Consider the following 26,993-nt stretch of genomic DNA (forward strand, 5'->3'; position numbering starts at 1 on the left):
TCGTGCAGCCTGCAGATTATGGGCTTCACAAACTTCCCGGTGGCCCATTTTTATTGACTTGCGTGCATTGAAAACAGCAGGCCAAAGATCAGGATATATATCCGGTTAATACCAATTTGAGAGTTGAGAGCGTTTAGCCAGAAGCGTGAGATGCCCCCAGGGACGACATGTTAAGGGGACCCCGGAGTCGGTGGGGTAAGCAATCACTTGCTGGATGGATTCGCTCATGAACACTCAACATTTCTGGAAGGCAGGCACAGCACTGATATTGGCCCTGAGCCTTGGATTGACCGGTTGCAGCAGCGGCGGTGGCGGCTCGAAAAGCCATGTAGATGGCTCGGGTAGCGCAGGCGGCACTGCGGGCACCGATGGCAGCGGTGCCGGCAGCGGCGGTTCTGGCAGTTCGGGCGGAACCGGCGCTACTGACGGTGGCGGTGGTAGTGGTAGCAGTGGCGGGACCGGCGGTATCGATGGCGGTGATGGCGGCGGCACAGGCGGCACCGGCGGCGGTACTGGCGGCGGTGGCTCTGGCGGCAGCGCCGGCACCGGCGGTAATGGAGGCGGTAACGGCGGTGGTGGTGGCGGTGACGATGACGGTGGCGTACAGATCAGCAGCCTAGCCACTGCGCAAACCGCTTCTGAAGGCGGCAATGCGCTCAGTGGTCTGGGCGATGCGGTAATCGGTATCGGCGAGGCATTCGCCACCCTCTCTCTCGGCGACAGCACCGACCTGACCGGTGGCGCCGGCGGCCTGATCGCCTCGGTCGGCATCGCCACCAACAGCCTCGGCGGTTCCGTGACCCAAGGCCTGGGTACTCTGGGCACTGACAGCAACGCACTGGGTATCACCTTGTCGGGTGCCGGCAAGGCCACTGCTGATCTTGGCGGCGGTGTCTCGGCGCTGGGCAGCGGTGTCGCGGCATTCGGTGCATCGTCGCAAATCGAACAGGTTCCGCTGGTGGGCGGTGTACTGAGCAAGACCGGCCAAGTGGTCGATGGGGTAGGGCAGCGCGTCACCATGCTCGGCAACACCCTGAGCGCCGCGACCACCAGTGGTCCTCTGGGTAACCTCACCCAACAAGTGGGCGATCGTCTGGTTCCAGTGGTCGCCATGGTCGAATCCACCACTGACAAACTGGGCAGCGCCACAGGCCTGGGCGCGCCGGTCAGCGGTGTGCTGCAACAGGTCAAAGGTACCCTGAACAACCTCGGCACCGGTCTGGCCAATTCCACCGGTGGCGACAGCCCGGTCACTGCGGGGCTGGGCAACACCGTTGCAGCCTTGGGCAACACCCTTGGCAATGCTGGCGGGCTGGTCAATGCCGGCTCCATCGGCACCGGTACACCTGCCCCTGGCGGCAGTGGCGGTCTCGGCGGTGCCCTTGGCGGTATTGGCGGCGGCGGCATTGGCGGTGCCGGTGGTATCGGCCTGGTGGAAACCGTCGGAGGCGTGGTGTCCGGGGCCGGCAGCGGGCTGGCCAGCAGCACCGCTGGGGTCCTCAACGCCGTGGGCGTCAACGGCAACGCCATCGGCGGCTCGGTCGCCTCGCTCGGCACCGTGTTGGGCGGTAGCGGTACGCCTAATGCCGCAGTGGCCGCGCCGGTCGCCGGCCTGACCAGCAGCGTGGGCGCTGCGGTGGCACCGGTGGTCAGCAACGTGGTCAGTGTCACCCAGCAGGTCGGCGGTGCCACCGGTATCGGCGCACCGGTCAATGGTCTGCTAACCCAGGTCGGCGGTGCCGTGAACAATCTGGGCAGTCAGGTCGCCGGCACAGGCAACAACGCGGTCAGCAGTGCGCTGGGCAATACCGTCAGCAGCGTCGGCGCCACTGTGGCCCAAATCGGCACTGTGGTGAATGCCCCTGGTGCGACACCAGGCACCGGTACTGCGACCGGTCTGGGCGGTGTGCTGGGCAATGTCACCGGGGCGCTGGGCGGGCTGGGCCGGCAGTAGCTTTTGAGCGGCGCGCCGGTAGCGGCTTTTCACACAGCGCCTAAGCTGATTTCAGGCAGGGGAGTCGGAATGATCCCCTGCCTTTTTCTATATGAGATGCCGCTGTTGTATGGTCATGGAGTGTCCCTATGCGTGCATATGTCCGGGTTCTGGTTCTGGGGGCTGCGGTTTGCCCCTGGCTGGTTCAGGCAGAGACTCTGCCGAGCTTTCTCAATAGCAATGATCGGCAGAACAACCTGCCGGTGCCCAATCTGCCTGCCGACGCTTATCGCCCTGCCGCGCCGGCCTTGCAACTGCCTGCTCCTGCACCGCCTGAAGCGGCGCCGCTGATGATGAGCACCAAAGTCGCGGTGCGGCGGATTCGCATCGAAGGCGGCAGCGTTTACCCACTTGAAGAACTGGCTGCCGGGTTCAAGCCGATGATCGGCCGCGACGCGACGCTGGGTGAACTGATCGAGGTCACTCGTGCGCTCACCCAGCGTTATCAGCAGGACGGTTACCTGCTGTCTTACGCCTTTTTGCCGCCGCAGGACTTCAATGACGGGCTGGTGCGGGTGGTGCTGGTCGAAGGCTATGTGCGCGATTACCAGCTGCAAGGGGAGCTGGGCCGGGTGTCAGCGTATCTGCAACAGCTGGTCGACAAGATTCGTCAGGAGCGGCCACTGACCCGCAAGACCTTCGAGCGTTACACCACCCTGATGAGCCGCGTGCCGGGGGTGACCCTGCAGGCCAGTGTGCCGCCGCCGGGCACCACCGACGGCGCCACCACGCTGATCGCCACAGCGTCACGCAAGCCGTTCACCAGCAGCCTGGGGCTGACCGATGACAACCGCAAGGGCATGCAGGCGCTGCTCGGCCTCAACAGCAATGCACAGACGGCGATGGCCGAACAACTGAGCCTCAGCGGGCTGTTTCCGCCCGGTGATGACAAAGAGCACTACTGGCGGCTGGACTACACCCAGTACCTCAACGCAGAAGGCACTCAGTTGAGCCTGTGGGGCTCGCGCTACAAGGCCGACCCGGACACCCGGCTGGCGCTCGATAACGGTCTGGAGCTGAGCCAACATCGCGAGAACGACCGCCTGTCGCTGGGCATCAGCCACCCGCTGATTGCGGCCGCCAACCAGTGGCTGAGCGTCGGTACGCGCTTGTATGCGGTCAACGACAAGACCCGTTTCCAGGTGGTCGGCCTGCCGTTGAGTATCGAAACCCGCACCGACTTGCGCGCCCTGGCGTTCGAGGGTGACTGGCGCAAATCCACGGATCGGCAGTTGCGCATTCTCAGTGCCGGTGTCTATCAGGGCATCGATGGCATGGGGGCGAAAACCACCGATGAGCTGTTCGACCTGGACTTCTTGCGCCTGCGCGTCTCCGGGGTGCAGAGCGACCGCTTTGGGCAGCACTGGCAGGGGGTGTTGTCGGCAGCACTGTACTGGAGTGACGACAATTTGCCCGACAGCGAACGGGCGCAGTTTGGCGGGCAGAACTTCGGCCGCGGTTACCCCAACGACCAGGCCACCGGTGACAAGGGCTGGGGGGTGGCCTATGAGCTCAACTACAGCTTCAACCGCGATGATGGCCGCTGGCTGAAAGTCATCCAGCCTTATGCGGTGCTTGACGCTGCACGTACTTCGTTCAACGCCTTGCCGATCAAGGACGCAAGAATGTCATCGGCGGCGCTGGGGGTGCGCTTTGGTGATTCGCGTTATTACAACATTGCCCTGGAAGCCGCCAAGCCACTGTCCGACCCCGGCCTGGACAGCTTCAACCGCAACCCACGTTTTACCCTGAGTTTCAGTTACCAGCTGTGATCGGAACCGCCCTCCAGCGGCGCAAACACGTTTGCACCGGTGGAGGGCGGGCATCTGAACATGGGTTGTATTCGGCAATACGGCGTTGTGAGCGCGGATCAGGGGCTGACCTGATAAAGCTTGGGTTCGGGAAACAGGTTATTGAGGGTTTCGATCAGGCGCACGTGATAGATCGGCTTGCGGAACAGATCCAGCACCTGCAAACGCAGCAGGTCGCTGACATCTTCCATATCGGCGTGGCCGGAGGTGACGATCACCGGCAGGTGCTGGCGTGAGGTGTGTTCGCGCAGGCGCTTGATGAGCTGGATACCGCTTTCTTCCGGCATGCGCAGGTCAGTAATGACCAGTGCGATATCCGGGTGGCGGGTCAGCTCTTGCAACGCCTGTTTGACCGAGGACGCAGTGAAGCAGCAGAACCCCTCGCCTTCGAGCAGCTCTGCCAGTTCTTCATTGGCGTCCTCTTCATCGTCAACCAGGAGCAGTTGCTGGCGGGTGTGATGGACGGCCATAGATATTCCTGAAAACGCCAACTGAGACTGCTTCAGTAATCAGGGCTGATGCAGTCGGCGTATTGTTAAAGTTAGAGGCTGCTCGATATGTTGGTGAAAATGGCTTTAACCTTATCACCGATCGGAGTGATGAACGTCACGATCACAGCCGCGACCATCGCCGCGACAATCGCGTATTCAATCGCCGAGGCCGCTTCCCGGTTTTTCATGAAAGCAAGGATGCTCACATAGGCGCGTACATACAGCTGAGTAATGAACATGGTCGTTCTCCTTGCACGTATTCAGTGCAGTGAGCCTTCACTGCACCGCTGAATCTTGCGGGTTGCAACTACAGCATTGTCTGCAATGACGCGGCCCACAATCGTAATAAAGCATTAAACCTAAAGTTATAACTGTCGGCCTTGCGTCCAATAGTCATGAACGCGCTTGTATAAACAGGTTATTTGCAACCGCTCATGGCGTTTTCGAATGGGTGATCTACATTCCTATAACGAAATGGAGCATGGAAATCACGACCCGATGCGTCGAAGTGGTCATGAGATGACAACCGGAGAGTCGTCATGAGCAGTCGCGTTACCCTGGCCCTGGCGGTGTTTTCCCTGTTGGGTGCGATTCTGGCCGGGTATCTCGGGGTGGTGATCAGTCGTGAACCGCCCGCCCCCGCGCCCGCTGTTGTCGACACCGCCCAGGCCCCGGCCGCGCCGGTCGAAGCCTTGCCGCCAGCGCCCACAGCAACGGCAACCTCAGCCGAGGAAGCGCTGCGCAAGAACGTCGTGGTGCTGGCCCGCGACCTGCCTGCCTATGTCCCCATCCAGCCCGAAGACCTGGTCATCGAGCGGCTCAAGGTCGCGCCGCAGGGCAGCTTCAGTACCTTTGAGGAAGTGCTCGGGCGCAACAGCTGGCGGCCACTGGCGGCGGGCAGTTGGCTGAATGCCGCCAGCTTCGAGGCCGGTGGCGGCCTGGCGCGGATGATCCGCCCGGGTGAGCGGGCGCTGGCCGTGGCCGTGGATGAGGTCGCCAGCGCGGCCGGGCATCTGAGCCCCGGCGACTATGTCGATGTATTGCTGTACCTGCCGCAGGACACTGATAACCCGCTGCGCTCCAGCCAGGTGGTGGTGCCGGCATTGCGGGTGTTGGGGGTCGGGGCGTTGCTCGGCCCGGCGCTCGATGGCAGCCCGGTACAGGCCTCCGGTGCCGATATCCGGGTCCAGCAAGAGCAGCAGCGGGGCAATGTGCGCAGCGTCGTGCTCGCCGTGCCGGCGCCGTTGCAGGACCGCTTGATGCTTGCCTCGCAGACCGGGGTGCTGCGGCTGGCGGTACGCAGCGCCGACGAAAAGCACCTGCAGCAATACTGGGCGGCCGACCCTGGCAGCCAGGACGTCGCCCTGCGCCTGGACTCGACCGCGCGCAGCCTGACGCGGTTTAGCCAACTGACCCTGGCGCCCGCACCGCGCCGCGATGACGCTGCTGCGCCGCGGGCGGTCAAGGCGATGGAAGTGATTCGCGGCAACCAGGTTACCCAACCGAACCCCTGATTTGAGCAAGGATGCAGTTGATGAGCAGTCGTTTCCTTTCGGTTACTGCGATGTGTGTGCTGGCAGGGGTATGGGCAGGCTCTGCCCGCGCGGCAGCCAGTGGCTGTGCGGCGCTGTCGGCCCTGCCGCCGGTGCTGGAAGTGGACCAGGGGGCACAACGCGATATCCGCCCCGGTGTGACGATTACTCGCGTTGCGGTGGGTGATCCGAAGATCGCCGATGTGCAGGCCGCTGGCACCCAGGGCGTGATTGTGACCGGGATCAGTGGCGGCGCCACCAGCCTGATGGTCTGGACCGGCTGCGCCAGCGCGCCGCAGCAGAGCATGGTGTTCGTGCGCGGCAAGGCCAGCGCGGCACTGGCTGAAACCGCGCGTAGCCAGGCCGGCCAAGAGCCGCTGCCGATTCAGGTGCAGACCGACATCCGCTTTGTCGAGGTCAGCCGCACCAAACTCAAAGAAGCCAATTTCTCGATTTTCGGCAAGGGCTCGAACAACTCACTGTTCGGCTCACCGGGAACGGTGCCCGGCTCGCTAGGGGTGACGCCGGGCATTGTGCCGTCGATTGTTGATGCCCCGGCCGGCACCGTGGGGCCGATCCTGCCTTCCAATACGGTGGTGCCGCTGAACAACAACATGTTCAACATCGTCTGGGGCGGTGGCAGCAGCAAGGTGCTGGGCATGCTCAACGCCATGGAGAACAGCGGTTTTGCCTATACCCTGGCACGGCCGAGCCTGGTAGCGCTGAGCGGGCAGAGCGCGAGCTTTCTGGCCGGTGGCGAGTTTCCGGTGCCGGTGCCCAACGCCGAGGGCAGCGGGATTTCCATTGAGTACAAGGCGTTCGGTGTGCGCCTGACCCTGACGCCGACCGTGGTCAGCAACGAGCGCATTTTGCTCAAAGTGGCGCCGGAGGTCAGTGAGCTGGATTTCACCGCCGGCATCACGGTTTCCGGCACCAGTGTGCCGGCGCTTAACGTGCGCCGCACTGACACCAGCATCTCCCTGGCCGATGGCGAGAGCTTCGTGATCAGCGGCCTGATCAGCAACAAGAACAGTTCGGAAGTGGGCAAGTTTCCAGGCCTTGGCGATATCCCGGTGCTGGGCGCGTTCTTTCGCAATTCGCAGATCAACCGTGAAGAGCGTGAGTTGCTGATGGTGGTGACTCCCCACTTGGTCCAGCCGCTGGCCCGTGATGCGCAACTGCCTTCGTTGCCCGGCGAAGGACTGCGCAATTACGACCCGAACTTCTACCGCATGATGTTTCTTGAGCGCGGCGACTTCGAGCGCCGCAGCGGGTTGTCGCAATGAGCCAGAGCCTGAGCCAGACCTTTCTGGCGATCACCCGTAACCCGGCCGACCTGGAATGGCTGCAGGGCGCCCTGGGCTCGTTGGGGCAGGTGGTCAGCGCCGGTTCCGGCAGCCTCGACGATCTGCTGGCGCTGGTCGATGTGACCTTCGCCAGCGTGGTGTTCGTGGGGCTGGATCGTGATCACCTGATGAACCAGAGTGCGCTGATCGAAGGCGCGCTGGAAGCCAAGCCGATGCTGGCCATCGTCGCCTTGGGCGACGGCATGGACAATCAGTTGGTGCTCACTGCCATGCGTGCCGGGGCACGGGACTTTGTCGCGTATGGCTCGCGCTCCAGTGAAGTGGCGGGTCTGGTGCGGCGGCTGGGCAAGCGCCTGCCGGCGGCGGCATCCAACCCGAACATGAGCGGCCTGACCGTGCTTTACGGTGCGCAGTGCGACGGCGACGGAGCACTGATTTCCAGCCACCTGGCGCTGGTAGTGCAGAAGACCGAACAGCGCACCTTGCTGCTGGACCTGGGCTTGCCACGCGGTGACAGCCTGGCATTGCTGGGCCTGGAGTCATCATTCAGTTTTGGCGATGCGCTGCGGCACCTGCGGCGGCTGGACTCGACCCTGATCGACAGTGCGTTTACCACCGCTGACAGTGGTCTGCGGATTCTTGCTTACACCGATGCCGATGACGACCTGGAGCGTTCCAGCGCCGCCGAGCTGTACATGCTGCTCAGCGCGCTGCGCCAGCACTTCCAGCACGTGATCATCAATCTGGTCGGCCAGCCTGACAGCGAGGCCTTGCGCACCCTGGTCAGCCATTGCGATCAATTGGTCTGGTACACCGACCAAAGTGTCATTGAGTGTCGGCGCAACCTGGCGATCCTCAACCTGTGGCGCGACAAGGGCATGAAATTGCAGCACGCGGTGTTGCTGGTCGATCGCTACCTGCGCGCGGTGGCACCGAATGCCGAGACGGTGGGCAAGACGTTCGGCCTGCCGGTGGTCTCGGTGCTGGCGCTGAGTCCGGAGTTGCGCCTGAACGCCAAGAATCAGGGGGTGACCCTGTTCGAGCTGGCGCCGCGTGAGTCGTTGTCGGCCGGTTTGCGGCAACTGGGCGAGCACCTGATCAGCCACTCCGGGCGAGCCGAAAAACGTACTGAACGCTGGTTCAGCCGGCTATTGAGGAATCGCTGATGCCTGACAAACCGTTTGGCGCGTCTTCGCGCAGCCAGCAACCGGGCGATGATGCCCAGGGCCTGAAGCTGGTACTGCACCGCTACATCATCGACGGTATCGAAGAGCACGGCCGCAACCTGCTGGAAGGCTCGCGTCCGGCGCTGGCGCAGTTCGTCATCGACAAGGTCGCCGAGTATGTCGCACGTTTGCGGCTGGCGATTTCCCGGTATGAAATGGAGCGTCTGGCTGAAGAACTGGTGGATGAACTCACCGGCTTCGGGCCGCTGGAAGTGTTGCTGCGCGATGTGTCGGTCACCGAGATTCTGGTCAACGGCCCCGGCAAGGTGTTCATCGAGCGTGACGGGGTGTTGCACCATACCGACCTGCGGTTCATCGACTCGCACCATGTCGAGCGGGTCATGCAGCGCATCCTCGCCCCGCTGGGGCGGCGCCTGGACGAGTCATCGCCGATGGTCGATGCGCGGCTGCCCGACGGCAGCCGGGTCAATGCGATCATTCCGCCGATTGCCCTGGACGGCCCGTGCCTGTCGATTCGTAAATTTCGCAAAGACATGCTCAAGAGCGCTGACCTGGTGGCCACCCAGGCCATCGATCAGGCGATCTTCGAGTTCTTCCAGGACGCGGTGGGCAAACGCTGCAATATCCTGATCAGCGGTGGTACCGGGACCGGCAAGACCACCATGCTCAACGTCCTGAGCCAGTTGATCGACACTCACCAGCGGCTGGTGACCATCGAAGACGTCGCCGAATTGCAACTGAGCCACCCCCATGTGGTGCGCCTGGAAACCCGCCCGCCGAATGCCGAGGGGCATGGCGAAGTGCGCGCCAGTGACCTGATTCGCAATGCCCTGCGGATGCGCCCGGACCGCATCATCCTCGGCGAGATTCGCGGGGTCGAAGTCCTCGATGTACTCACCGCGATGAACACCGGCCACGAAGGTTCGATGAGCACTGTGCACGCCAACAATGCCCAGGATGCTCTGCTGCGCCTGGAAACCCTGGTCGGCCTTACCGGCCGCCAGATCGCTGAAAAGACCCTGCGCCAAATGGTCTGTGCGGCGCTGGATGTGATTATTCAATTGACCCGTCTGCCCGATGGCCGGCGCTGTGTCAGTGAGGTGGTCGAGGTGGTGGGCATGCGTGACGACATCTATGTCACCAACACCCTGTTCCGCCTCGACAAGCGCACCGGCTATGGCTTCCACCGCGAAGCGGTGCATGCCGCGGGCGACAAACTGCGAGCGATGTACTAGGCGCAAGGAGAGACGGCCATGAAAGCGACCCTGGTGCTGGTCTTGCTGGCGATTGTGCTCTTGGCCGCCGCCGGCTATCTGTTCTACACCGCGCTGAACCGCGGGGCCAATGAGCGGGTTTTGCAGCGGCTGAACCAGGGCCGGGTCGTGGTAAAACCGGAAAAGCCCGGTATGCAACGTCTGGAGCGGGCGTTTCTGCGCGCCGGCATGGGCCGGCCGGCCGAGCGCATGAAGCTGGTGCTGGCGGTCTGGGGCCTGGCCATTGTCTTTGGTTACCTGCTGGCTGACTGGCCTGGCCTGCTCGCAGGCCTGTTCGGCGTGCCCTTCACATTGCGCATGTACGTGTCATGGCGCTATCGCAAACGGGTGCTGCGGATGATCGAGCAACTGCCGCAGATGCTTGACCACACGGTGCGCAGCCTCAAGTCCGGACGCACCCTGGCCGATGCGGTGCTGCATGGCATCGAGGCGGCTGACCAGCCGCTGCGCGGTGGCATGGCAAGGATCGAGCGCAACGTCCAACTGGGCGTCAGCCTGCCCGATGCCGCCCATGACTTTGCCGAACTCTATGAGCGCGACGAACTGCACCTGTTCGCCCTCGGCCTGCGGGTCAACCACCGCTATGGCGGCAATGCCAGTGAACTGATGGAAAACCTGATCAAGCTGATTCGCGAGCGCGAGCAGATGTCCCGCCAGCTCAAGGCAATGACCGGCGAAACGCGCCTGACCGCCGTGGTGCTGGGGTCGTTACCCATTTCGCTGGCCGGCTATTTCATGCTCTCCAGCCCGGAGTACTTGCTGCATATGTGGAACGACAACAGCGGGCAGAAGATGCTGCTGGTCGCGTTTGCCATGCAAGTGACTGGCTGCCTGTTGCTGTGGCGCATGTTGAGGAGCATTTGAGATGGGCTTGCTGCTGCTCAGTGTCTTGATGTTCCTCGCCGCCTTTGGGCTGTTGGTGTCGCACATGGCGTTGGTGCGCCGCAATGAGCGCCAGGTTGTCATGCGCCTGCAAGGCCAGACGATTCGCGAGAGCCGCATCGGCAGTTGGCTGCGGCTGCTGGGCGACACCCCGCTGGGACGCAAAGCGGTGAGCATGGACAGCGAGACCCAGGTCCTGCTCAACCGTATCGGCTGGCGACGCGCGAGTAAGCGCTCGTTGTATGCCGCGTGTCAGATTGGCGTGCCCTTGGGCCTGGTCAGCCTCACGTTGTTCGTGCAGGTGCTGTTTTTCGCGGACGCGGCCAATCCGCTGATCGCGCCGTTGTTTGCGCTGGGCATTGGGTATCTATTACCCAAGCGGGTGTTGGCGGCGGTCGCTCAGCATCGGCAAAAGCAAATCGTGGTCGAGGTGTCGACCTTCATTCCGCTGCTGCGCATTCTGTTTGAGTCAGGCATGGCGGTGGAGCAGGCGCTGCGTGTGCTGAGCAACGAAGGCAAGGAACTGCTGCCGGTGTTGTCCGAGGAAATCCGTGTGATTCTGGTGCGCGTCGATTCCGGACTGGAGCTGGGTGACGAGCTGCGCAAGACCTCCAGCCTGCTGGCGGTGGACGAATTCAGTGACACCTGTGTGATCCTCAACCAGTTGATCCATCAGGGCGGTGGTGCCTTGCGCTCGCTGCTGGCACTCAAGCAACTGATCGACGATCGACGTCTGACGCGCTTGCAGGAGTACATCTCCAAGCTGTCGGCGAAGATGTCGGTGGTGATGATGGTGTTTTTGTTCCCGGCTTTGCTGATCGTGCTGGCCGGTCCAGGGTTTACTGCCATCAGCCAGGCACTGGGCAGCAAATGAATGCGTCGTACAAGGAAAGCGGGCGATGAAAGCAGTGATCGCGGTATGCGGGTTTTTGATGTTGAGCGGTTGTGCCAGTGAGGGGCATGCGCCCTGGGTTCAGGGCTTGAATGGCAGCAGCCAGGGAAACTGCGGCAAATTGAGTTCCGATCAGGAGTTGGCCATCAATCTGGCGCAAGGCATGGCAGACGAGGGACGTCTGCATGCCAGCCTGGCCAACCTCGAAGACCTGCCCGCTGAGCTGGGCGAGGTGCGCCTGCGCAAGGCACGGGTGTTACGCCAGTTGGGCAGCGCTGAAGCCGAGCCGCTGTACCGCAGCCTGCTGGGCACCTGCCGCGCCGCCGAAGGCGAGCATGGCCTGGGCCAGATCGCCGCCACCCGGGGTGACTACGTACAGGCCCAGCAGCACCTGCAACGTGCCGCAAAACTGGCGCCCACCGACGAGAAAGTCCGCAACGACCTGGGCATCGCCTACCTGAACCAGCTCAAACTGGAACAGGCGCGCTTTCAGTTCATGACCGCGCTGGAACTCAAACCCTCGGACAACCTGCCGGCGCAGAACCTGGTGACCCTGCTGATTTACCAGGACCAGTGGCAGCAGGCCGCCGAGCTGACCACCCGCGCCGGGCTGACGCCGCGTCAGGTCAGCGCCGCGCAACAGCGCGCGACCCAGCTTGCGGCGCCCGCCCAACGGCCGCAGGCGCTTGCACCGGCCCCGGCGCCAGCCATGACCGCCGGGATGGACACAACCCACACTGCCAATGTCAGGAGCCAACCATGAAAGCGCTGATCGGTATCGCTGTGTTATTGGGGCTGCACAGCATGGCCTGGGCCATCGAGCCTGGACCGGCCTCGAAGGCCCAGCAACAGACCGAAACCTGGTTGCAGTTGCAGGTCAAGGGCAATGCCGCCTCGAAAATCCCGCAAACCGCCACCCCCACCGAGCGCGAACAAAGCCTGCAGCGCTGGCTGGACAGCAACAACCACAAGATTCCGGAGTTTTTCGACCAGGAGCAGGGCGGCAAGGTGGCAGGGGGCAGTCGTTGATGGCTGCTGCGTGACATTGCAGGAGCCGCTTGAGCGGCGAAGGCTTCGCAGTGGGCGATCTTCTACAGGTAGCCTTTTTTACCTGATCTTGTAGGAATGGGCTGAAAATTATCGGCTCGCCGGCATACGGCTGGTGAGCGCGTGACTCACCTGGGGCGCCGCTTTATGTTGCGCTACCCCAGCGGGCATATCTGTCTGCCCCTGGCCCCAAGGTGATGAACATGTCTGAAAATCCTTATGCTTCGCCCCGCTCCGAATCGCTGTTGCCAGCGGTCAGCCACGAACAGTTCTACGTGGTCTCCATCAGCAAGTTAGTGGTGCTTTCTGTGGCTACCGTGGGCCTTTACTGGATTTACTGGCACTACCGACAATGGGCGGCCTGGCGGGCTTGTTCAGGTGTGCGGGTAGTCCCCTGGCTGAGGGCATTTTTCTCGATCTTTTTCATTTACTCGCTGATGCGCAACGTCGACATCCTGCTGCACATCGCGGGGCGCGAGTTTCGTTGGTTTCCCCGCACATGCGCGTGGCTGTTGATTGTCCTGGGCGTGCTGGGTTTCATCAGTCCGCTGCTGTTGCTACACCAGCCAGTATTGCTACTGATGTTGGGCTGCGTGCTGCAACTGTTGACCCTGCTGGTCATGATCCGGGTGCAGCGGGCGATCAATCGTATGGCCGGTGATCCACTGGGCGCGGGTAACAACCAATACAGCTGGGCGAACGGCGTCTGGATCCTGATCGGTGTGCTGATCTGGATCCTGAACCTGGGCGAGATGTTCTCACCTCCACAGGGAATGGTGGGAGTTTGATCCCGTGAGTTGTCCTGCTCAGTGCTCGGTGATCCGGCTGCGAGCCATTCCAGCGCCCGGCGACAGGGCCAGCGCCAGTTGGGTGCGATTGTGCATGTGGGTCAGGCGCAGTACCTGAGAGACATAGAGCTTGACGGTGTTCTCGGTAATCCCCAGCTCACAGGCAATCTGGTAGTTGGTCTGGCCCTTGCCAACCAGCCGCGCCACGTCCAGCTGGCGAGGCGAGAGGGCAGAGAACAGGTCAGGCACATCGACAACATTATTGTTGCTCTGATCGTTAGCCGACAGTTGCGGCACCAGCGGCGGGCGAGCGTTGTCCAGGTCGTGGTACAGATCGTCGATAGAGGCGGCCAGAAATTGCAGCTTTTCATTGAGCTGGCCAAGCTTCTGCAGGCTGTTTTGCCGTTCCTGCAGGGCGAATTCCTGGCGTTGTACGCCTTCGAGCAACTCGTCGAGGTCTACCGGTTTCTGGTAGTAATCGGAAATCCCGGCGCGCAGGGCGTTGATAACGTCCCTTTTTTCGGCGCGCCCGGTCAGCATGATGGCTTCGAACAGGTGTTTCTTGCCGCCGATCTGCTTCATCGTCTCGACCAGTTCAATGCCGTTCATACCGGGCATTTCCAGATCGCAAAGGACAATGCCGATACTTGCGTCATCGCGAAACCGCTCAACGGCCTCCAGGGCGCTGCTGCACTGCACACAGACATAGCCACAACCATCGAGAAACTCGGCCAACTCTTCAACGATCAGCGGCTGATCGTCGACCACCAGAATTTTCACTGCCGAATACTTGTTCACGCGCTACTCCCTGCCTGACCATTCCCGAATTCCTTGCACATTGATCCCTGCCACGGGGGCAGGGTTTGAGTTCGGGTGTGTCTTTAACCTAGACGCACTTGTTGACTATGTACATAGGACTAAAACCTGATTCTGACTAGCGGATGCAAAGGGCCACCAGCAGCAGCCCCGTAAACAGGAACGGCGAGAACGGAAATTTTTCCCCGGAGTCAGGATTCATCGGGCTATAGCGTGCAGCCAGACCATGACCGAGAACACCAAATACCGCTCGTCGGACGCCTAGCCACACGACCACCGTCACGGCTGCGCCGATGAATGTGCCCAGCAGATACAGGCTGTCACTGGCCAGCGCCAGAGCCGCCAGCAGCTTTACGTCGCCGCCCCCCAAACGTCCCAGCGCGTAACCGGGCAGGGTCATGGCCAGCGCCAATAGCAGGGCTCGGCCACCCTCGGCGGGTTCGGCGCCCAGCCAGGTCTGACCGCTATACAGCAACCACCCCAGTGCAGCGGCACAAGCACCCAGTGTCAGGGTATTGGTGATTTGTCTGCGCCGGGCATCCTGTTCGGCACAGAGGGCGAACCATATGAGTAGGAAAAGTAATTTCATTGAGTAAAAAACATCCTGTATTTCGGAAAGATCCTATGCTCTGTGGAGTAGTACTGTCAGGGTAGACGCCGTCATGCCAGCCAGCGGTCCATCAGGCCTGCATCGCCAGAAGGGCGCTGCCGCGATCGAGTTCGCGGCGGTGTTCGTGATTTTTTTCGCCATTTTCTATGGTGTGGTGAGTTATAGCCTGCCGTTGCTGATGGTCCAGTCGTTCAATGCCGCTGCCAGCGAGGCGGTGCGTCGCAGCGTGGCGCTGAGTCCTGGAGTTGCCAACTACAGCACTCTGGTGCGCAGCCAGGCCGAAAGCGTGTTGCAGAGCCAATTGGCCTGGATGCCCAGCGCGCTGAATTTTGGCCCCTCCGACTACAGCGTGACCTTCAACGGTACGGCGCTGACGGTCAGCATCAACTATCCGAAAACCAAACTGGCGCGCGTACTGCCGTCGCTGACCCTGCCGATCATTGGCGAGGTGCCGCGCTTGCCCGCCCAACTGTCTGCCCAAGCGAGCATTCAACTTGTCCCATGAAAAAAGTCGTTTGAGCCGTTGGCTGGGGCGCTCCGAGGTGCCCGCCCGCGAGCCTTCAACTCCGCTGGTCGTCGAGCCTGACGCGATCGGCGCGGACCTGTACCTGCTGCTCAATAACGAGGGGCAGATTCACAGTATCAGTGCGCACCTGCTCAGCCGTCTGGGCCTGAGCGCGCATACCGTGCTCAACCAGCGGTTGATGATTCTGCTGTTGCCCAACAGCGCGCTGGTGGTCGAAGGCGTGCCGGGGGACTGGGTCGGGCACATGCTGGACCTGGATTTTCGCAGCAACGATGGTCACACCCTGCACGCGCGCGGCTGGGTGCAGCACCATGGCAAGGGCTGGCTGCTGCAACTGACCGATATCAGCGATCTGATGGAAGAGGCCAGCGCTGCGCGTACCCGCCAGCAATGTTTGCGCCTGGCCGGGCAGATGGCCGAGAAGATTCGCGGCTGTATTGTCGAGCGGCTGCCGAGCGTGATTGCCGAACAGCTCGAAGAATTGGCGCAGATGTGGCGCATTCCCTGCGTCGCTCTGGCCTTGCCCGAAGCCAGTGGCATTGGCTGGCGGGTCTACAGCCAGTACAGCGCCCATACCGCGCCGGAACTGTGGCAAGTCGGCCAGCGGCTGGGTAACGAATTTGACCTGCTGGATGCCAACATCGCCCATGAGCTGCATTTTGGCGGGCATACCGAGCTGTCGCCGTTGCAGAGCATGTTCGGCAATGCCGATGGTTTTCTGCTGCCCCACAGCCGCGACGGCGTGGCCAAGGCCTGGTTGATGTTCGGCTTTTATGAGCCGCGTCGGCAGGCACCGGATCTGGGCGAGCGAGAATGGTTGAACTTGTGTTCAGCACTGGCCGGCCCGGTCCTGTTCCGCCTTTCCGAGCAACATAACCGCCATCACGTCGAACGCTTGGCAGTGCTTCAGGATTTGCTCGGCACCGGCTGGTGGGAACTGTTGCCTGGCAGTGATGAGATTCTGCTGGCGCCGCAACTGGCACGCAGCCTGCGCCTGAGCGACCGGGTCGAGCGTCTGGCGCGTCAGGACTGGCTGGCGCTGATTCACCCTGCTGACCGGCAAGAGTTGTCCAGCCGCCTGCTGCAACTGCGCGACAAGGGCACGCCGATGTTGTTGTGTGTGCGCCTGGCCCATGCCGACCCTGGGCAGGAAACTGTCTGGCTGCGCATTCAGGGCCAGGCCTTGATCAGCGGTCAGGTGCAGCGCGTGCTGGGCTTCATGCTTGATGTCAGCGATATCAAGAACCAGGAGACCGAAGCGGCGGCGGCCCATGCGCGGCTCGACAACCTGATTGCCAGTTCGCCGGCGGTGATCTATGTGCAGCGCTATGACCAGGGCAATCTGGAACCGAGTTTCTTCAGTGACAGCCTGACCCCGCTGCTGGGCTGGACCCTGGCCGAGTGTGTCAACGGGCAACTGGCGGGCTATATCCATCCTGAGGACCACGACATCTGGTTCGAGCGTAACCGCCAGTTGCTGCGCGAAGGCTTCGTCAGCCGCCGCTACCGTCTGCGTGGCAAGAATGGTGACTATCACTGGCTGCTGGATGAGGCACGTTTGCTGCGCGACGACCTCGGCATGCCGGTCGAGGCGGTCGGTCTTTGGCTGGACGTCACCGAAGCCACGCTGGCCGCCGAGCGGGTGCGTGAAAGCGAAGAGCGCTACCGGATTCTGGTCGAGGACTCGCCGGCGATGATCTGTCGCTACAGCCCGCAGCTGGTCCTGAGTTTCGGTAACCGGCCGCTGGCAACTTATCTGGAGTGCGACCCGGCAGAACTGCCGGGGATCAATCTCGGTGACTGGTTTTCGGAAGACCAGCGTGAAGCCTTTGTGCGGCGCATCGCGCTGCTGACCCCCGAAGCGCCGATGAGCACGGCCGAAATCTGTCTGGAACTGCCCGGTCGTGAACATGCCTGGTGGGTATGGGCCGATCGCGGTGTGTTCGACGAGTCCGGCACGCTGGTGGAAATCCAGGCCGTGGGCCGTGACAACACTGACGTGCGGCGTTCGCGCATGCAGCTCAACCAGAGCGCCAAAATGGCTACGTTGGGCGAGATGGCCACCGGTCTCGCTCACGAGATCAACCAGCCGCTCAACGTCATGCGCATGGCTGTGGTCAACGTGCTCAAGCGCCTGGAGCGCGGCAATGTGGATGTCGACTACATCACTGACAAGCTCAACCGCATCGACAGCCAGGTGCAACGCGCCGCGCGGGTCGTCGACCATATGCGCGTGTTCGGCCGCCGTTCCGAGGTTGAAGAGCAACTGTTCGACCCCTACGACGCCCTGGAAGGCACGCTGGCGATGCTCAGTGAAAGCATGAAAGGCAAGGGCGTGCACATCGAAGCCGGCGAGCGCGGCGCGCCGGTGCAGGTGCGCGGGCATGCCGACCAGCTGGAGCAGGTGCTGATCAACCTGATGGTCAACGCCCGTGACGCCATGCTCTCGCGCAAGGAGCAGAACCCTGACCTGCAACCGGCGATCAGCCTGGACATGCAGCAGGTTGACGACAAGGTCATCGTCACGGTCCAGGACAACGGCGGCGGCATCGACCCGCGGCTGCTGGAAAAGATCTTCGAGCCGTTCTTCACCACCAAACCGGTGGGCGTCGGCACCGGGCTGGGATTGTCGGTGAGCTACGGCATCATTGAACAGATGAAGGGCCGCTTGAGTGTCAGCAATGCCAATGATGGGGCAAGGTTCAAGATCACCTTGCCGGTGTTCAACGGGGATTAGATCACCAGCGTGGCCTGACCGAAGTTGCAGCTCAGGTTGGCACCGACGTCGGTGGGATTGAGTGTCAGCCCGAGGGTGTCGAGCAATGGATCGAGAACCGACGTCAGCAGTGGTTTGAGCAGCAACTCCACCTGCTGATCGACCAGCCCCAGCAGGGTGTTGAGCAATGTCCCGGTGCCGCTGATGAGACTGCCCAGAGCGTTGCCGTTAAGGGGCTTGTAGACATTGATATTCACACCTGAAACCACGCCATCGAGCAGCGTGCTGGATTTGACATAAGCCGCAGCGGGCAGGCGGGTAGACGGCTGGCCGATTTCTGCAGGCATGTTGATGGTGGTATTGACGCTGGCAGGGCTGGTCAGCAGCGCATTGTTCAGCGTATTGAAACTCATGCCGATGCCGCCCCCGGCAAAAGGTACCCTGGCTGTGCAACTGCCCAGCAGATTCAGGAGTTGGGTGCAGGTTTGTGTGCCGATATCAACGATGGGCAAAGGCTGGGCAATGACTGCGGCAGGATCGGTACTGGCCGGAAAGGCCGCAGCGCTGTCGATCAGGCCCAGGCGGGCATTGAGCAGCGAAGCGTTGGTGCGTACGCTCAGCGACTTGTCGGTATTGCTGTTGCAGGTGTAACCGGTGACGTAGGCTTCACCGCCAGCCAGGCTGAGGCTCAGGTCTATCCTGGGGCCGAGTAGACTTGAACTGCTGGAGGGTAGAATCCAGGGGTCAGTGACCAGGCACTTGGCGCCCAGCAGGCAAGTCACATCCCCCACCACCCCGGCAATATTCAGGGTCAGGGCGTTGTTGAGTACCGAGGTCAGGTTACCGACCAGTTTGGTGACAGCATTGACCGGTGGCTTGTTGAGAATATCCAGCAAGGGCAGGTTCACCGACACCAGCATGCGGGTTTGTGCGGTACGCACGTAGATACGGTTCGGATCATCGGCGACGGCAAGGGCCGGGTTGACCTTGCGCGGATCACCGATCGCGGAGAGCTGTGGCGGCTCGATGACTTTCAATTGTGTGGTGATTTGCCCGATGCCCAGCACATTGATCTGGCTGTTAGCCGTGATGCCATTTTTTTTGTTGGCCATCTGAGTGAGGCTGGAGATCAGGTCGAACACATTGACTGTCGAGTTCAGGCCGGCAAGGTCCGTTCCGCCCTGAACCTTGATCAGGTCACCAAGCACCACGGTAGTGCTGCCCGCTGCGGCTTTCAACGCCTGCAGATTGAGGATGGTTGCCGAGGTGCTGAGCGTACCGTTCGTTTGCAGAACGTTAATGGCGGTCTGTATCAACTGGCTGACCGTGGCGTTGGCGGACAGCACCTGGGTGTAGCCGACCGCCGTCAGGTTCAGATCGGTTTTCAAACGGTCCAGATAGCTGAGCAGGTTGAGATTGATATTTGCCAGCCCCTGCCAGCCGAGCAGATCGATATTGGTTTTAGCGATGCTATTGAGAATTGGCAGGCTGGCGGTTGCCAGAACGTTGCGGATTGAAAGCTGCGCCAGTGGCGGGGTTGCTGCCGCCACCGCTGTCGCACTCAACTGCACATTGGCCGGTTGCGGCCCGCTGCTGAACAGGGCGGCAACTCCGGCGGCGATGCTGCGGGGGACACCGTGGCTGGCGACCACGCGAATGGCGTCGGTGCTGGCGGCGTTGGCCACGAACGAGCGGCGGCCATCGGCGGCATTCACGCTCAGGGTTCCGCACAGGGTGTTGAGGGTACGGTCATCGGTGTCAGGGATGAAACCGTTGCGTGTCGCGCTCTGGGTGGCATACAGCGAGGCGGTCGCGGCACTGCTGCAATTGCCCTTGCGGCTCGCCGCTTCCAGCGCTGCCATATCGGCAATGCGCTGCAAGGAGCGCTTTTCCAGATACAGCCGGCCGCTGTCGAGCACCGTCACGGTAAACAGCAAGGCCAGGCCAAGGGTCAGCGCCGCGACCAGGCCGATGGCACCCCGCTGCCTGTGAGGCATTGCAAAGCAATGATTCAGGGGAGACATCCGGCACTCCTTTCCTTAGGTTCACTCACCTGTGTGGATGGCAGTGTAGTAAAGCCCCGGCAACAGCGCTGGCATCAGGCCAGCCAGGCAGATGGGTGGTTTGCTATTTTTTGCCAACCGCTATAAACCGGTTTCGGCTGCTGCTTGTTGCGGCGATCAAGGCTGGCGTGGAACAGTCGAGGTATTGGGCGATGCGGCTTATCTGGCGAGTGTTCAGCTGGCGAGTGCCGATCAGTCAAGGCCCACTCGGCCCGGTGGGAGGAGCCGGCCGGCTGGCGACTGCTGCGGTACATTCGCAGCAAATGTGCCGGCTCTACGGGCCTCGTCGCGAGTAGAACTTCCTCCCAGTGGGACTGAGCCAGGTCCGAAGTCGCTTAACTGATCGGCATTACACTGTAGGCGCGACTTCAGTCGCGAACCGGTTATTTACTGTGGCGGATACTGCTCGAGGATCTTGGCCACGGTGTTGCGCACCGCTGTATTCCGTGCCGCCGGGTTGGCCTGGTTCTGCTCCAGGATGCGCTCGGTGCTGCCGCGCCAGACCAGCTTGCCGTCCTTGCCGTCGAACAGGTCGATCTGCAAGGTGGTGACCTTGTAGTCGACGCTGCGGGTTTCACTGGCCAGCGGTCCGCCCCAGTAGCCGTAGCCGCCCCATGGGCCCCAGCCGCCGCCGTAGTTGGTGCTGACCAGTTGCTGGCGGTCTTCGACGATCAGCCAGGCTTGAACCTTGAGGTCAGCCGGTGTTCCGGCGCTGGCCGGGCGCAGGCCGCGCTGGTCGAGTTGCTGGTTGATCGCATCACGAATGCGCTGTTCGGTCAGGTCACTCTTGAGTCGCGGGTCCGCTGGCTGATATTGCACCGCAGGCTCCTGCCAGCTCCAGCTGCGATAGCCGGCAAAATCACGGCGGGCGTCGAAGTCGCGGTTGATCTGGCTGCTTTGGCAGGCGCCGAGCAGCAGGGTAAACGACAGCAGGGCGAGACGAAGGTACATGGCAGTGGCTCCGAAAGGTTACCCGGGAGGATACGCCGTAAGGGCCTTTTGCACAGCCTGGCGCAAGGCCTGATTGCGTGAAGATTGATCCTTGCCGCTGCGGGTTTCGGCACTGGCACTCCAGACCGGCTGACCACTGTGGGCGTCGAACAGACGGATGCTCACCACCAGCACCTGTTCTTCATAAGTGCGCACCATCGGCACCCGCGCATAGCCGCCGTAGCCGTGCCGATAACCGCCGTAGCCCAGCCCGCCGCTGTAGTAAGGGTCCGGGTAGTCTTCACGCACCTGACGCAGACGGGTTTCCAGGCGGCTATCAGCACTGACCAGCACATCGGCGGGGGCGTTGCGGGCCGGGCGCAGGCCGCGCTGATCAAGGCCGTTGCTCACCGCCTCGGCGACCTGTGCGGCGTCCAGCCAGGCTGAACCGGCCGGCAGCCGGTTGTCTTGCCAGCCCCAACTGCGATAGCGCGTGTAGTCTCTGGGCGCTGCCGGATAGGCACTCAGGTCCAGCGTTTGCGCCGACGTGGCCGGCGCGGTGGGTAACGGTGCAGACTGCGCGCGGTAAGGGTTGTCGCTCTGACAGGCACTGATTCCCAAGGTGATGGTGACCAAGGCAAGACGAGCGTACATGGCAGTCTCCGGTGTGTTACATGGGGCGGCAGATCCAGTGCAGGTAACGGCCCAGCCCGGCAAAAGCAGGGTGACGGCGGTGGGACAGCTCCATTTCCAGCAGTTGCTCAAGATCAGCCCGCTTCTGGAAGTCGACGGGCATGTAATCGTGAAATACCCGTATGCCACTTTGGGTTTCGACCCGCCACAGCGCGGCAAGTTGCGTCGCCAGTTGCCGTGGGTCGAGGGGCTCCTGTGGGGTCAGGCTCTGCTTTTCGCCGGCCAGCTCGTTGCTGCGCAGCTTGCGGAAATGGCCTTTGAGCAGGTTGCGGTACACCAGTGCGTCGCGATTATAAAAAGCCAGCGACAGCCAGCCGTCTTCGCGGGTCAACTGCCGCAATACCGGCAAGATGGTGAACGGCTCGGCCAGCCACTCCAGCACTGCGTGGCAGACCACCAAGTCATAGGGCTCATCCAGCAGGGCGGGCAGCTCTTGCCAGGGCGCCTGAATGAAGGTGGCGGCCAGCCCGGCTTCGGCGAAGCGTTGGCGCGCGCCCTCAAGCATTGGCGCGGCGGGTTCGCTGACCGTAACCTGATGGCCGCGACCGGCCAGCCATAACGACATATGCCCAAGGCCTGCACCAATGTCCAGCACCCTGAGCGGGCGCTCGGGCAGTGCTTCGGTCAAATCGGCTTGCAGCACGGCCAGGCGAATCGCGCCTTTGGCGCCACCGTAGATTTTTTCCGCGAAGCGGGTTGCCAACTGGTCGAAATGCCGGTCGCTGGAATTGAGCTGTTGGCTCACTTGGCAAACCTCCGCTCACTGTCGGCCAGTTTGCTGCGCACCACCTGATCCATGTCCAGCCCCAGCTCGCTGCACAGCAACAGCAGATACAACACGATATCGCCGACTTCCTGGCCTGCGTGGGCGAGTTTTTCCGGCGGCAACTGGCGCGACTGGTCTTCGCTGAGCCACTGGAAGATTTCCACCAGTTCGGCCATCTCGACACTGGCGGCCATGGCCAGGTTCTTCGGCGCGTGGAACTGCTTCCAGTCGTTGTTATCGCGGATGCGGTGCAGGCGTTGGGTGAGTTCTTCAAGGTTCATGGTGGTTTCCTCAGCCTGCCTGGTTACACCAGCACAAATTCTGGCTCTGGTTCCTGACCGGCTTGCGGCTCGCTGCCGGCGCCGCTGGCCAACAGACCAGACACTTCCAGCAGCAGCCTGACCCGACCCACCAGGTCGTGATTGGCCATGGCCTGCAACTCGCCCAGCAATGCCTCGTTCAGTGCGGGCAGCTCGGCCTTGTAGAACGCTTTGTAGGCTTTCTTCAGCACGCTTTCGACATCGGCGGGCAGGGTTTTGGTGAACTGTCGGGCAACCTTGCGGCCATCGGCTTCAAACGTATGCAGTTCGGTATAGCCTTCCTGGTTGCCATTGCTCTTCTGGCAGCGAATACAAGAACACGCACCCTGTGCGAACGCCTCAAGCAAGAACGCATTGAAGGCCACGACCGGCTTCAGGGCCAGCCGCTTGTCATCGTCAAACAGATCCAATTTCATCCCTCCGGGCAATCGAGCTTATCGGGGCGCCACGATACAGCAAGCCCGGACAAGCGTCACAAACCGCCCGCCCAATCCCACCTCAATGCTGATTTGAAGTGCAGTAGGAGCGAGCTTGCTCGCGAAAGGGCCGGTAAAGGCACAGCAGATGTAGTGTTTTTACTGGCCTCTTCGCGAGCAACCGGAGCGCCGGCCGGCTCTTCCCACCAGGGGCATGCAGTGCTTAAGTACAGCATTGCGGCTAAAGCCGGTCCTACAGCGGTTGCCAACTGCCGGTCATATGCTTGATCCCGCCTTCGAGCCCATCCACCTGCAATTGGCCATGCGACCCGGCCGCGCTGGCTGACAGGATCACCGCCCCCGGCAAGCGCAGCGGTTTGTGAAACTGCACCGCAATTTCAATATTCGCGTCAGGCAAATGATCATCCAGGGAAGCCAGTGCCCGGGCCTTGAGCCACATCCCGTGCGCAATCGCCTTGGGAAAACCGAACAGCCTGGCACTGGGCGCGCTCAGGTGAATCGGGTTGTAGTCCCCGGACACCCTGGCGTACTGGCGCCCTATGGATGACGGGGTTTCCCAGCGGGCTACCTCGCTCAGCGGTTCATGCGAAACCTCGACGTCGTCGTTAAGCACGCCATCGACCTTGGCGTCTTTGCACAGAAAAGTGCTTTCTTCTGCCCACAGCAGCCCCAACCCGTCATCGATCTGGGTAAACAGACTGAAAGTCGCGCCCTTGGCATGCGGCTGCAGGTTGCCGGCATGAATGCTCACGTACACCTTGCCGACCCCGCCAAGTGGCCGGTGAACACTGATCCGGTTGCGCAGATGCACCAACCCCATCAACGGGAAGGGAAAGTCTTCGCTGGTCATCAATTGCATTTGCAAAGGGAACGCCAGCACATGCAGGTAGGTAGGCGGTAACAGGCGGCTGTCGGCGAATCCGCAGACTTTGCGATAGGCCGCAAGCTTCTCGGCATCGACGCTTACCCAACTGCGCAGGCCCAGGTCCGGCAACCGGGTGCCGCTGACCTTGCGGCGCAAGGCCGCCTGGAAAAACAGGCTTGGCAGGGGTGGCAGGTTATCCAGGTAACGCCAGTGTGCAGTCATCTTGTTTCTCCTTGTATCGGCAGCCATGTTGCTACCTGACGGATTTCAAGCGCCGATCACGCTCTGCCCGCACACGCGCAAGACCTGGCCGCTGACTGCGCCGCTGCCTGATTGGCTCAGCCAGGCCACCGCCTCGGCCACGTCTTGTGGCAGGCCACCCTGACCCAGCGAGTTCATGCGCCGGCCGGCTTCGCGCAGAGCGAAGGGCATTTTCTCGGTCATGTGCGTTTCGATGAATCCCGGTGCCACGGCGTTGATGCTGATGCCCCGATCCTTGAGTATCGGCGCCATGGCTCTGGCGTAGCCGATCAGGCCGGCCTTGCTGGCGGTGTAGTTGGTTTGGCCGCGATTGCCGGCCAGGCCGCTGATCGAGGCCATCAGCACGATGCGCGCGTTGCTGCGCAGGGTGCCGTTATCGAGCAAGGCCTGGGTCAGCCGCTGCGGCGCCTGCAGGTTGATATCGAGCACCGCATCCCACAGGTCGGGGGTCATGTTGGCCAGGGTTTTATCGCGGGTAATACCGGCGTTATGCACGAGAATATCCAGCCCTTCGGGCAGCCGCTCGCGCAGTTGCTCGGCCGCATCCTGAGTACTGATATCCAGTGCCAGCGCCTGGCCGCCAAGCCGGGCCGCCAGCGCTTCAAGCTCGGCACGGGCTTGCGGCACATCGAGCAGTAGCACCTGCGCACCATCGCGGGCCAGGGTTTCGGCGATCGACGCGCCGATACCGCGGGCGCTGCCGGTCACCAGTGCGCGGCGTCCGGCCAGCGGACGGCTCCAGTCCTGGACCTGATCGCCATTAAGTTCCAGTTGCAGCACCTGGCCGCTAATGAATGCGCTCTTGGGGGAAAGAAAAAACCGCAGCGCGCCTTCGAGCTGAGCTTCGGCGCCGGTTGCAATCTGCAGCAACTGCACGGTGCTGCCGTCACGCATTTCCTTGCCCAACGAGCGGCTGAAGCCCTCGACGGCCTGCTGGGTGCTGGCCGCCAGCGGATCGTCGAGGCTGGCTGGCGCATGGCCGAGAATCACGATCCGCGCGCAACGCTCCAGCTCGCGCAGCACCGGCTTGAAGAAGTCGCGCAGTTGCACCAGTTGCTCGGCACGATGCAGCCCGCTGGCATCGAACACTACCGCCTTCAGGCGCGGGCTTTGCCCTGCGACCCACTGAGGTGCATCGGGGACGTCATTGTCCAGACTGTACTGAGCGTCAGTCAGCCGCGGGGCAAACTGGCGAACCTGATCGGCCAAGGGACCGCTGCTGATCAGCAGGTTGCCTTCGATAGGGCGCAGGCGGCCTGCCTGCCAGCGTTCCAGGCGTGTCGGTGTGGGCAGGCCCACGGCTTTCACCAGGCGACGACCCATGTCGGAATTGGCGAAATCGATGTAGCGATCGGACGGCATGGAACACTCTCCTTGAGTCTGGGTTCAAAGCAGTGGACCACAGCCATGCGACATTTGTTCTTCTATGCGCTGTACTGCTCATCTTGTGTAACAACTTGCCCGCAGGCTCTTCTGAACCCTGAAAAAACGGAGTTTTTCCATGAATCAGCCACGTCGTGTCGCCATCGTCGGCGGCAACCGTATCCCCTTCGCCCGCTCCAGCGGCGCCTATGCGACGGCCAGTAATCAGGAAATGCTCACCGCCGCGCTGGAAGGCCTGGTCGAACGCTTCAATCTGCATGGCTTGCGGTTGGGCGAAGTGGTTGCCGGGGCGGTGCTCAAGCACTCGCGGGATTTCAACCTGACCCGTGAATGCGTACTCGGCTCGCGGCTGTCGGCGCAGACTCCGGCCTACGACATCCAGCAAGCTTGCGGCACTGGCCTGGAGGCCGCGCTGCTGGTGGCCAACAAGATTGCCTTGGGGCAGATCGAGTGCGGCATTGCCGGCGGCGTCGACACCACCTCGGATGCACCGATCGGCGTCAGCGAAGGGCTGCGCAATATTCTGCTCAAAGCCAACCGGGCCAAGTCCACGGCCGACAAACTCAAGACTTTGCTGCAACTGCGCCCGCAGCACCTCAAGCCGGAGCTGCCACGCAACGGCGAGCCGCGCACCGGGTTGTCGATGGGTCAACACTGCGAGCTGATGGCGCAGACCTGGGGTATTGATCGGCAAAGCCAGGATCAACTGGCGTTCGATAGCCACATGAAAATGGCAGCGGCCTATGCCGAGGGCTGGCACGACGACTTGCTGACGCCGTACCGCGGCCTTAACCGCGACAATAACCTGCGCGATGACCTGACCCTGGACAAGCTCGCCAGCCTCAAGCCAGTCTTTGAGCGCAGTGCCAAGGGCACCCTGACGGCGGGTAATTCCACGCCGCTGACCGATGGTGCGTCGCTGGTGCTGCTGGCCAGTGAAGCGTGGGCCGCAGAGCGCGGCTTGCCGGTGCTGGCGTATTTACGTGATGGCGAGGCGGCTGCGGTGGATTTCGTGCGCGGTGCCGAGGGGCTGCTGATGGCCCCGGTGTACGCCGTGCCGCGGCTGTTGGCGCGCAATGGCCTGAGCCTGCAGGACTTTGATTACTATGAAATCCACGAGGCGTTTGCCGCACAGGTGTTGTGTACCCTCAAGGCCTGGCAAGACCCTGAATACTGCCGCACCCGGCTGGGGCTGGCGGCGCCTTTGGGCAGCATTGACCTGAGTCGGCTGAACGTCAAAGGCAGTTCGCTGGCGGCCGGTCATCCGTTTGCCGCCACCGGTGCGCGGATCGTCGCCAATCTGGCCAAGTTGCTGGACGTGGCCGGCCAGGGCCGCGGGTTGATCTCGATTTGTGCGGCAGGTGGCCAAGGGGTAACCGCGATTCTGGAGCGCTGATTCCGGA

At 62.2% G+C, this 26,993-nt stretch carries 26 protein-coding genes; 14 read left to right on the top strand and 12 right to left on the bottom strand.

Going from position 1 to position 26,993, the window contains the following annotated elements; translation table 11 throughout:
- The first annotated feature begins 226 nt into the window (after positions 1 to 226).
- Positions 227 to 1,954: a collagen-like triple helix repeat-containing protein gene (locus tag NJC38_RS24290; protein ID WP_253117409.1), complete on the top strand. Its 1,728-nt coding sequence runs from the start codon at positions 227 to 229 to the stop codon at positions 1,952 to 1,954.
- Positions 1,955 to 2,082: 128 nt separating this feature from the next.
- Positions 2,083 to 3,765: a POTRA domain-containing protein gene (locus NJC38_RS24295; RefSeq protein WP_253117410.1), complete on the top strand. Its 1,683-nt coding sequence runs from the start codon at positions 2,083 to 2,085 to the stop codon at positions 3,763 to 3,765.
- 98 nt (positions 3,766 to 3,863) lie between these two features.
- Here NJC38_RS24295 and NJC38_RS24300 read toward each other — a convergent pair whose 3' ends face one another.
- Positions 3,864 to 4,274 carry a response regulator gene (locus NJC38_RS24300; protein WP_253117411.1) on the bottom strand — a complete coding sequence of 137 codons (411 nt, stop codon included), beginning with the start codon at positions 4,272 to 4,274 and terminating at the stop codon, positions 3,864 to 3,866.
- A gap of 71 nt (positions 4,275 to 4,345) precedes the next feature.
- On the bottom strand, positions 4,346 to 4,534 hold the full coding sequence (locus tag NJC38_RS24305) for a Flp family type IVb pilin (RefSeq protein WP_253117412.1): 189 nt from the start codon (positions 4,532 to 4,534) through the stop codon (positions 4,346 to 4,348).
- Between the two features lie 300 nt (positions 4,535 to 4,834).
- On the opposite strand from NJC38_RS24305, the gene cpaB reads away from it, so the two are divergent.
- The 9 genes from cpaB (at position 4,835) to NJC38_RS24350 (ending at position 13,204) form a co-directional block, all read left to right on the top strand.
- Positions 4,835 to 5,809: a Flp pilus assembly protein CpaB gene (gene cpaB / locus NJC38_RS24310; RefSeq protein ID WP_253117413.1), complete on the top strand. Its 975-nt coding sequence runs from the start codon at positions 4,835 to 4,837 to the stop codon at positions 5,807 to 5,809.
- A gap of 20 nt (positions 5,810 to 5,829) precedes the next feature.
- On the top strand, positions 5,830 to 7,113 hold the full coding sequence (locus NJC38_RS24315) for a type II and III secretion system protein family protein (protein WP_231906372.1): 1,284 nt from the start codon (positions 5,830 to 5,832) through the stop codon (positions 7,111 to 7,113).
- Positions 7,110 to 8,300 (top strand): pilus assembly protein, encoded by a 1,191-nt coding sequence (locus tag NJC38_RS24320; protein WP_253117414.1) that lies wholly within the window; start codon positions 7,110 to 7,112, stop codon positions 8,298 to 8,300. The genes NJC38_RS24315 and NJC38_RS24320 overlap by 4 nt, the downstream gene beginning before the upstream one ends.
- Positions 8,300 to 9,556, top strand: coding sequence for a CpaF family protein (locus NJC38_RS24325; protein WP_253117415.1), 1,257 nt, complete (start codon positions 8,300 to 8,302; stop codon positions 9,554 to 9,556). Before NJC38_RS24320 ends, NJC38_RS24325 begins: the two co-directional genes overlap by 1 nt.
- 18 nt (positions 9,557 to 9,574) lie before the next feature.
- A complete protein-coding gene (locus NJC38_RS24330; RefSeq protein ID WP_253117416.1) occupies positions 9,575 to 10,459 on the top strand; it encodes a type II secretion system F family protein in 885 nt (294 codons plus the stop codon).
- Position 10,460: 1 nt separating this feature from the next.
- Entirely contained in the window at positions 10,461 to 11,351 is an 891-nt protein-coding gene (locus NJC38_RS24335; protein WP_253117417.1) for a type II secretion system F family protein, read from the top strand.
- A 25-nt stretch (positions 11,352 to 11,376) separates the two neighbouring features.
- Positions 11,377 to 12,132, top strand: coding sequence for a tetratricopeptide repeat protein (locus tag NJC38_RS24340; protein WP_253117418.1), 756 nt, complete (start codon positions 11,377 to 11,379; stop codon positions 12,130 to 12,132).
- The gene (locus tag NJC38_RS24345; RefSeq protein WP_253117419.1) at positions 12,129 to 12,398 is read left to right on the top strand and encodes a DUF3613 domain-containing protein; all 270 of its coding nucleotides are present in this window, start codon (positions 12,129 to 12,131) and stop codon (positions 12,396 to 12,398) included. The genes NJC38_RS24340 and NJC38_RS24345 overlap by 4 nt, the downstream gene beginning before the upstream one ends.
- Before the next feature lie 215 nt (positions 12,399 to 12,613).
- Positions 12,614 to 13,204: a hypothetical protein gene (locus tag NJC38_RS24350; RefSeq protein WP_253117420.1), complete on the top strand. Its 591-nt coding sequence runs from the start codon at positions 12,614 to 12,616 to the stop codon at positions 13,202 to 13,204.
- An 18-nt stretch (positions 13,205 to 13,222) separates the two neighbouring features.
- On the opposite strand, the gene NJC38_RS24355 is transcribed toward NJC38_RS24350, so the two are convergent.
- Positions 13,223 to 14,002, bottom strand: a complete 780-nt coding sequence (locus NJC38_RS24355) for a response regulator transcription factor (protein WP_253117421.1) — start codon at positions 14,000 to 14,002, stop codon at positions 13,223 to 13,225.
- Between the two features lie 136 nt (positions 14,003 to 14,138).
- Positions 14,139 to 14,609 (bottom strand): prepilin peptidase, encoded by a 471-nt coding sequence (locus NJC38_RS24360; RefSeq protein ID WP_253117422.1) that lies wholly within the window; start codon positions 14,607 to 14,609, stop codon positions 14,139 to 14,141.
- 73 nt (positions 14,610 to 14,682) lie between these two features.
- Here NJC38_RS24360 and NJC38_RS24365 point away from each other — a divergent pair, with 73 nt between their 5' ends.
- Both NJC38_RS24365 and NJC38_RS24370 read left to right on the top strand, forming a co-directional pair.
- Positions 14,683 to 15,135, top strand: a complete 453-nt coding sequence (locus NJC38_RS24365) for a TadE/TadG family type IV pilus assembly protein (RefSeq protein ID WP_045483886.1) — start codon at positions 14,683 to 14,685, stop codon at positions 15,133 to 15,135.
- Entirely contained in the window at positions 15,125 to 17,893 is a 2,769-nt protein-coding gene (locus tag NJC38_RS24370) for an ATP-binding protein (protein ID WP_253117423.1), read from the top strand. Before NJC38_RS24365 ends, NJC38_RS24370 begins: the two co-directional genes overlap by 11 nt.
- On the opposite strand, the gene NJC38_RS24375 is transcribed toward NJC38_RS24370, so the two are convergent.
- The 8 genes from NJC38_RS24375 to NJC38_RS24410 form a co-directional block, all read right to left on the bottom strand.
- Positions 17,890 to 19,896, bottom strand: coding sequence for a pilus assembly protein TadG-related protein (locus NJC38_RS24375; protein ID WP_253117424.1), 2,007 nt, complete (start codon positions 19,894 to 19,896; stop codon positions 17,890 to 17,892). The two genes, NJC38_RS24370 and NJC38_RS24375, sit on opposite strands and share 4 nt — an antisense overlap.
- A 426-nt stretch (positions 19,897 to 20,322) precedes the next feature.
- Positions 20,323 to 20,886, bottom strand: a complete 564-nt coding sequence (locus NJC38_RS24380; protein WP_253117425.1) for a DUF4136 domain-containing protein — start codon at positions 20,884 to 20,886, stop codon at positions 20,323 to 20,325.
- Positions 20,887 to 20,904: 18 nt separating this feature from the next.
- Positions 20,905 to 21,519 carry a DUF4136 domain-containing protein gene (locus NJC38_RS24385; RefSeq protein ID WP_253117426.1) on the bottom strand — a complete coding sequence of 205 codons (615 nt, stop codon included), beginning with the start codon at positions 21,517 to 21,519 and terminating at the stop codon, positions 20,905 to 20,907.
- A 16-nt stretch (positions 21,520 to 21,535) separates the two neighbouring features.
- Positions 21,536 to 22,303, bottom strand: coding sequence for a methyltransferase domain-containing protein (locus NJC38_RS24390; RefSeq protein ID WP_253117427.1), 768 nt, complete (start codon positions 22,301 to 22,303; stop codon positions 21,536 to 21,538).
- Positions 22,300 to 22,605 (bottom strand): MazG-like family protein, encoded by a 306-nt coding sequence (locus NJC38_RS24395; protein ID WP_045483870.1) that lies wholly within the window; start codon positions 22,603 to 22,605, stop codon positions 22,300 to 22,302. Before NJC38_RS24395 ends, NJC38_RS24390 begins: the two co-directional genes overlap by 4 nt.
- A gap of 23 nt (positions 22,606 to 22,628) precedes the next feature.
- Positions 22,629 to 23,054 carry a hypothetical protein gene (locus NJC38_RS24400; RefSeq protein ID WP_253117428.1) on the bottom strand — a complete coding sequence of 142 codons (426 nt, stop codon included), beginning with the start codon at positions 23,052 to 23,054 and terminating at the stop codon, positions 22,629 to 22,631.
- Between the two features lie 259 nt (positions 23,055 to 23,313).
- A complete protein-coding gene (locus NJC38_RS24405; RefSeq protein ID WP_253117429.1) occupies positions 23,314 to 24,168 on the bottom strand; it encodes a MaoC/PaaZ C-terminal domain-containing protein in 855 nt (284 codons plus the stop codon).
- A gap of 45 nt (positions 24,169 to 24,213) precedes the next feature.
- Positions 24,214 to 25,569 (bottom strand): 3-oxoacyl-ACP reductase, encoded by a 1,356-nt coding sequence (locus tag NJC38_RS24410; RefSeq protein ID WP_253117430.1) that lies wholly within the window; start codon positions 25,567 to 25,569, stop codon positions 24,214 to 24,216.
- Between the two features lie 139 nt (positions 25,570 to 25,708).
- Here NJC38_RS24410 and NJC38_RS24415 point away from each other — a divergent pair, with 139 nt between their 5' ends.
- On the top strand, positions 25,709 to 26,986 hold the full coding sequence (locus tag NJC38_RS24415; protein ID WP_253117431.1) for an acetyl-CoA C-acetyltransferase: 1,278 nt from the start codon (positions 25,709 to 25,711) through the stop codon (positions 26,984 to 26,986).
- Positions 26,987 to 26,993 lie beyond the last annotated feature (7 nt).

Source organism: Pseudomonas sp. 21LCFQ010, assembly GCF_024129905.1.
Classification (GTDB): Bacteria; Pseudomonadota; Gammaproteobacteria; order Pseudomonadales; family Pseudomonadaceae; genus Aquipseudomonas.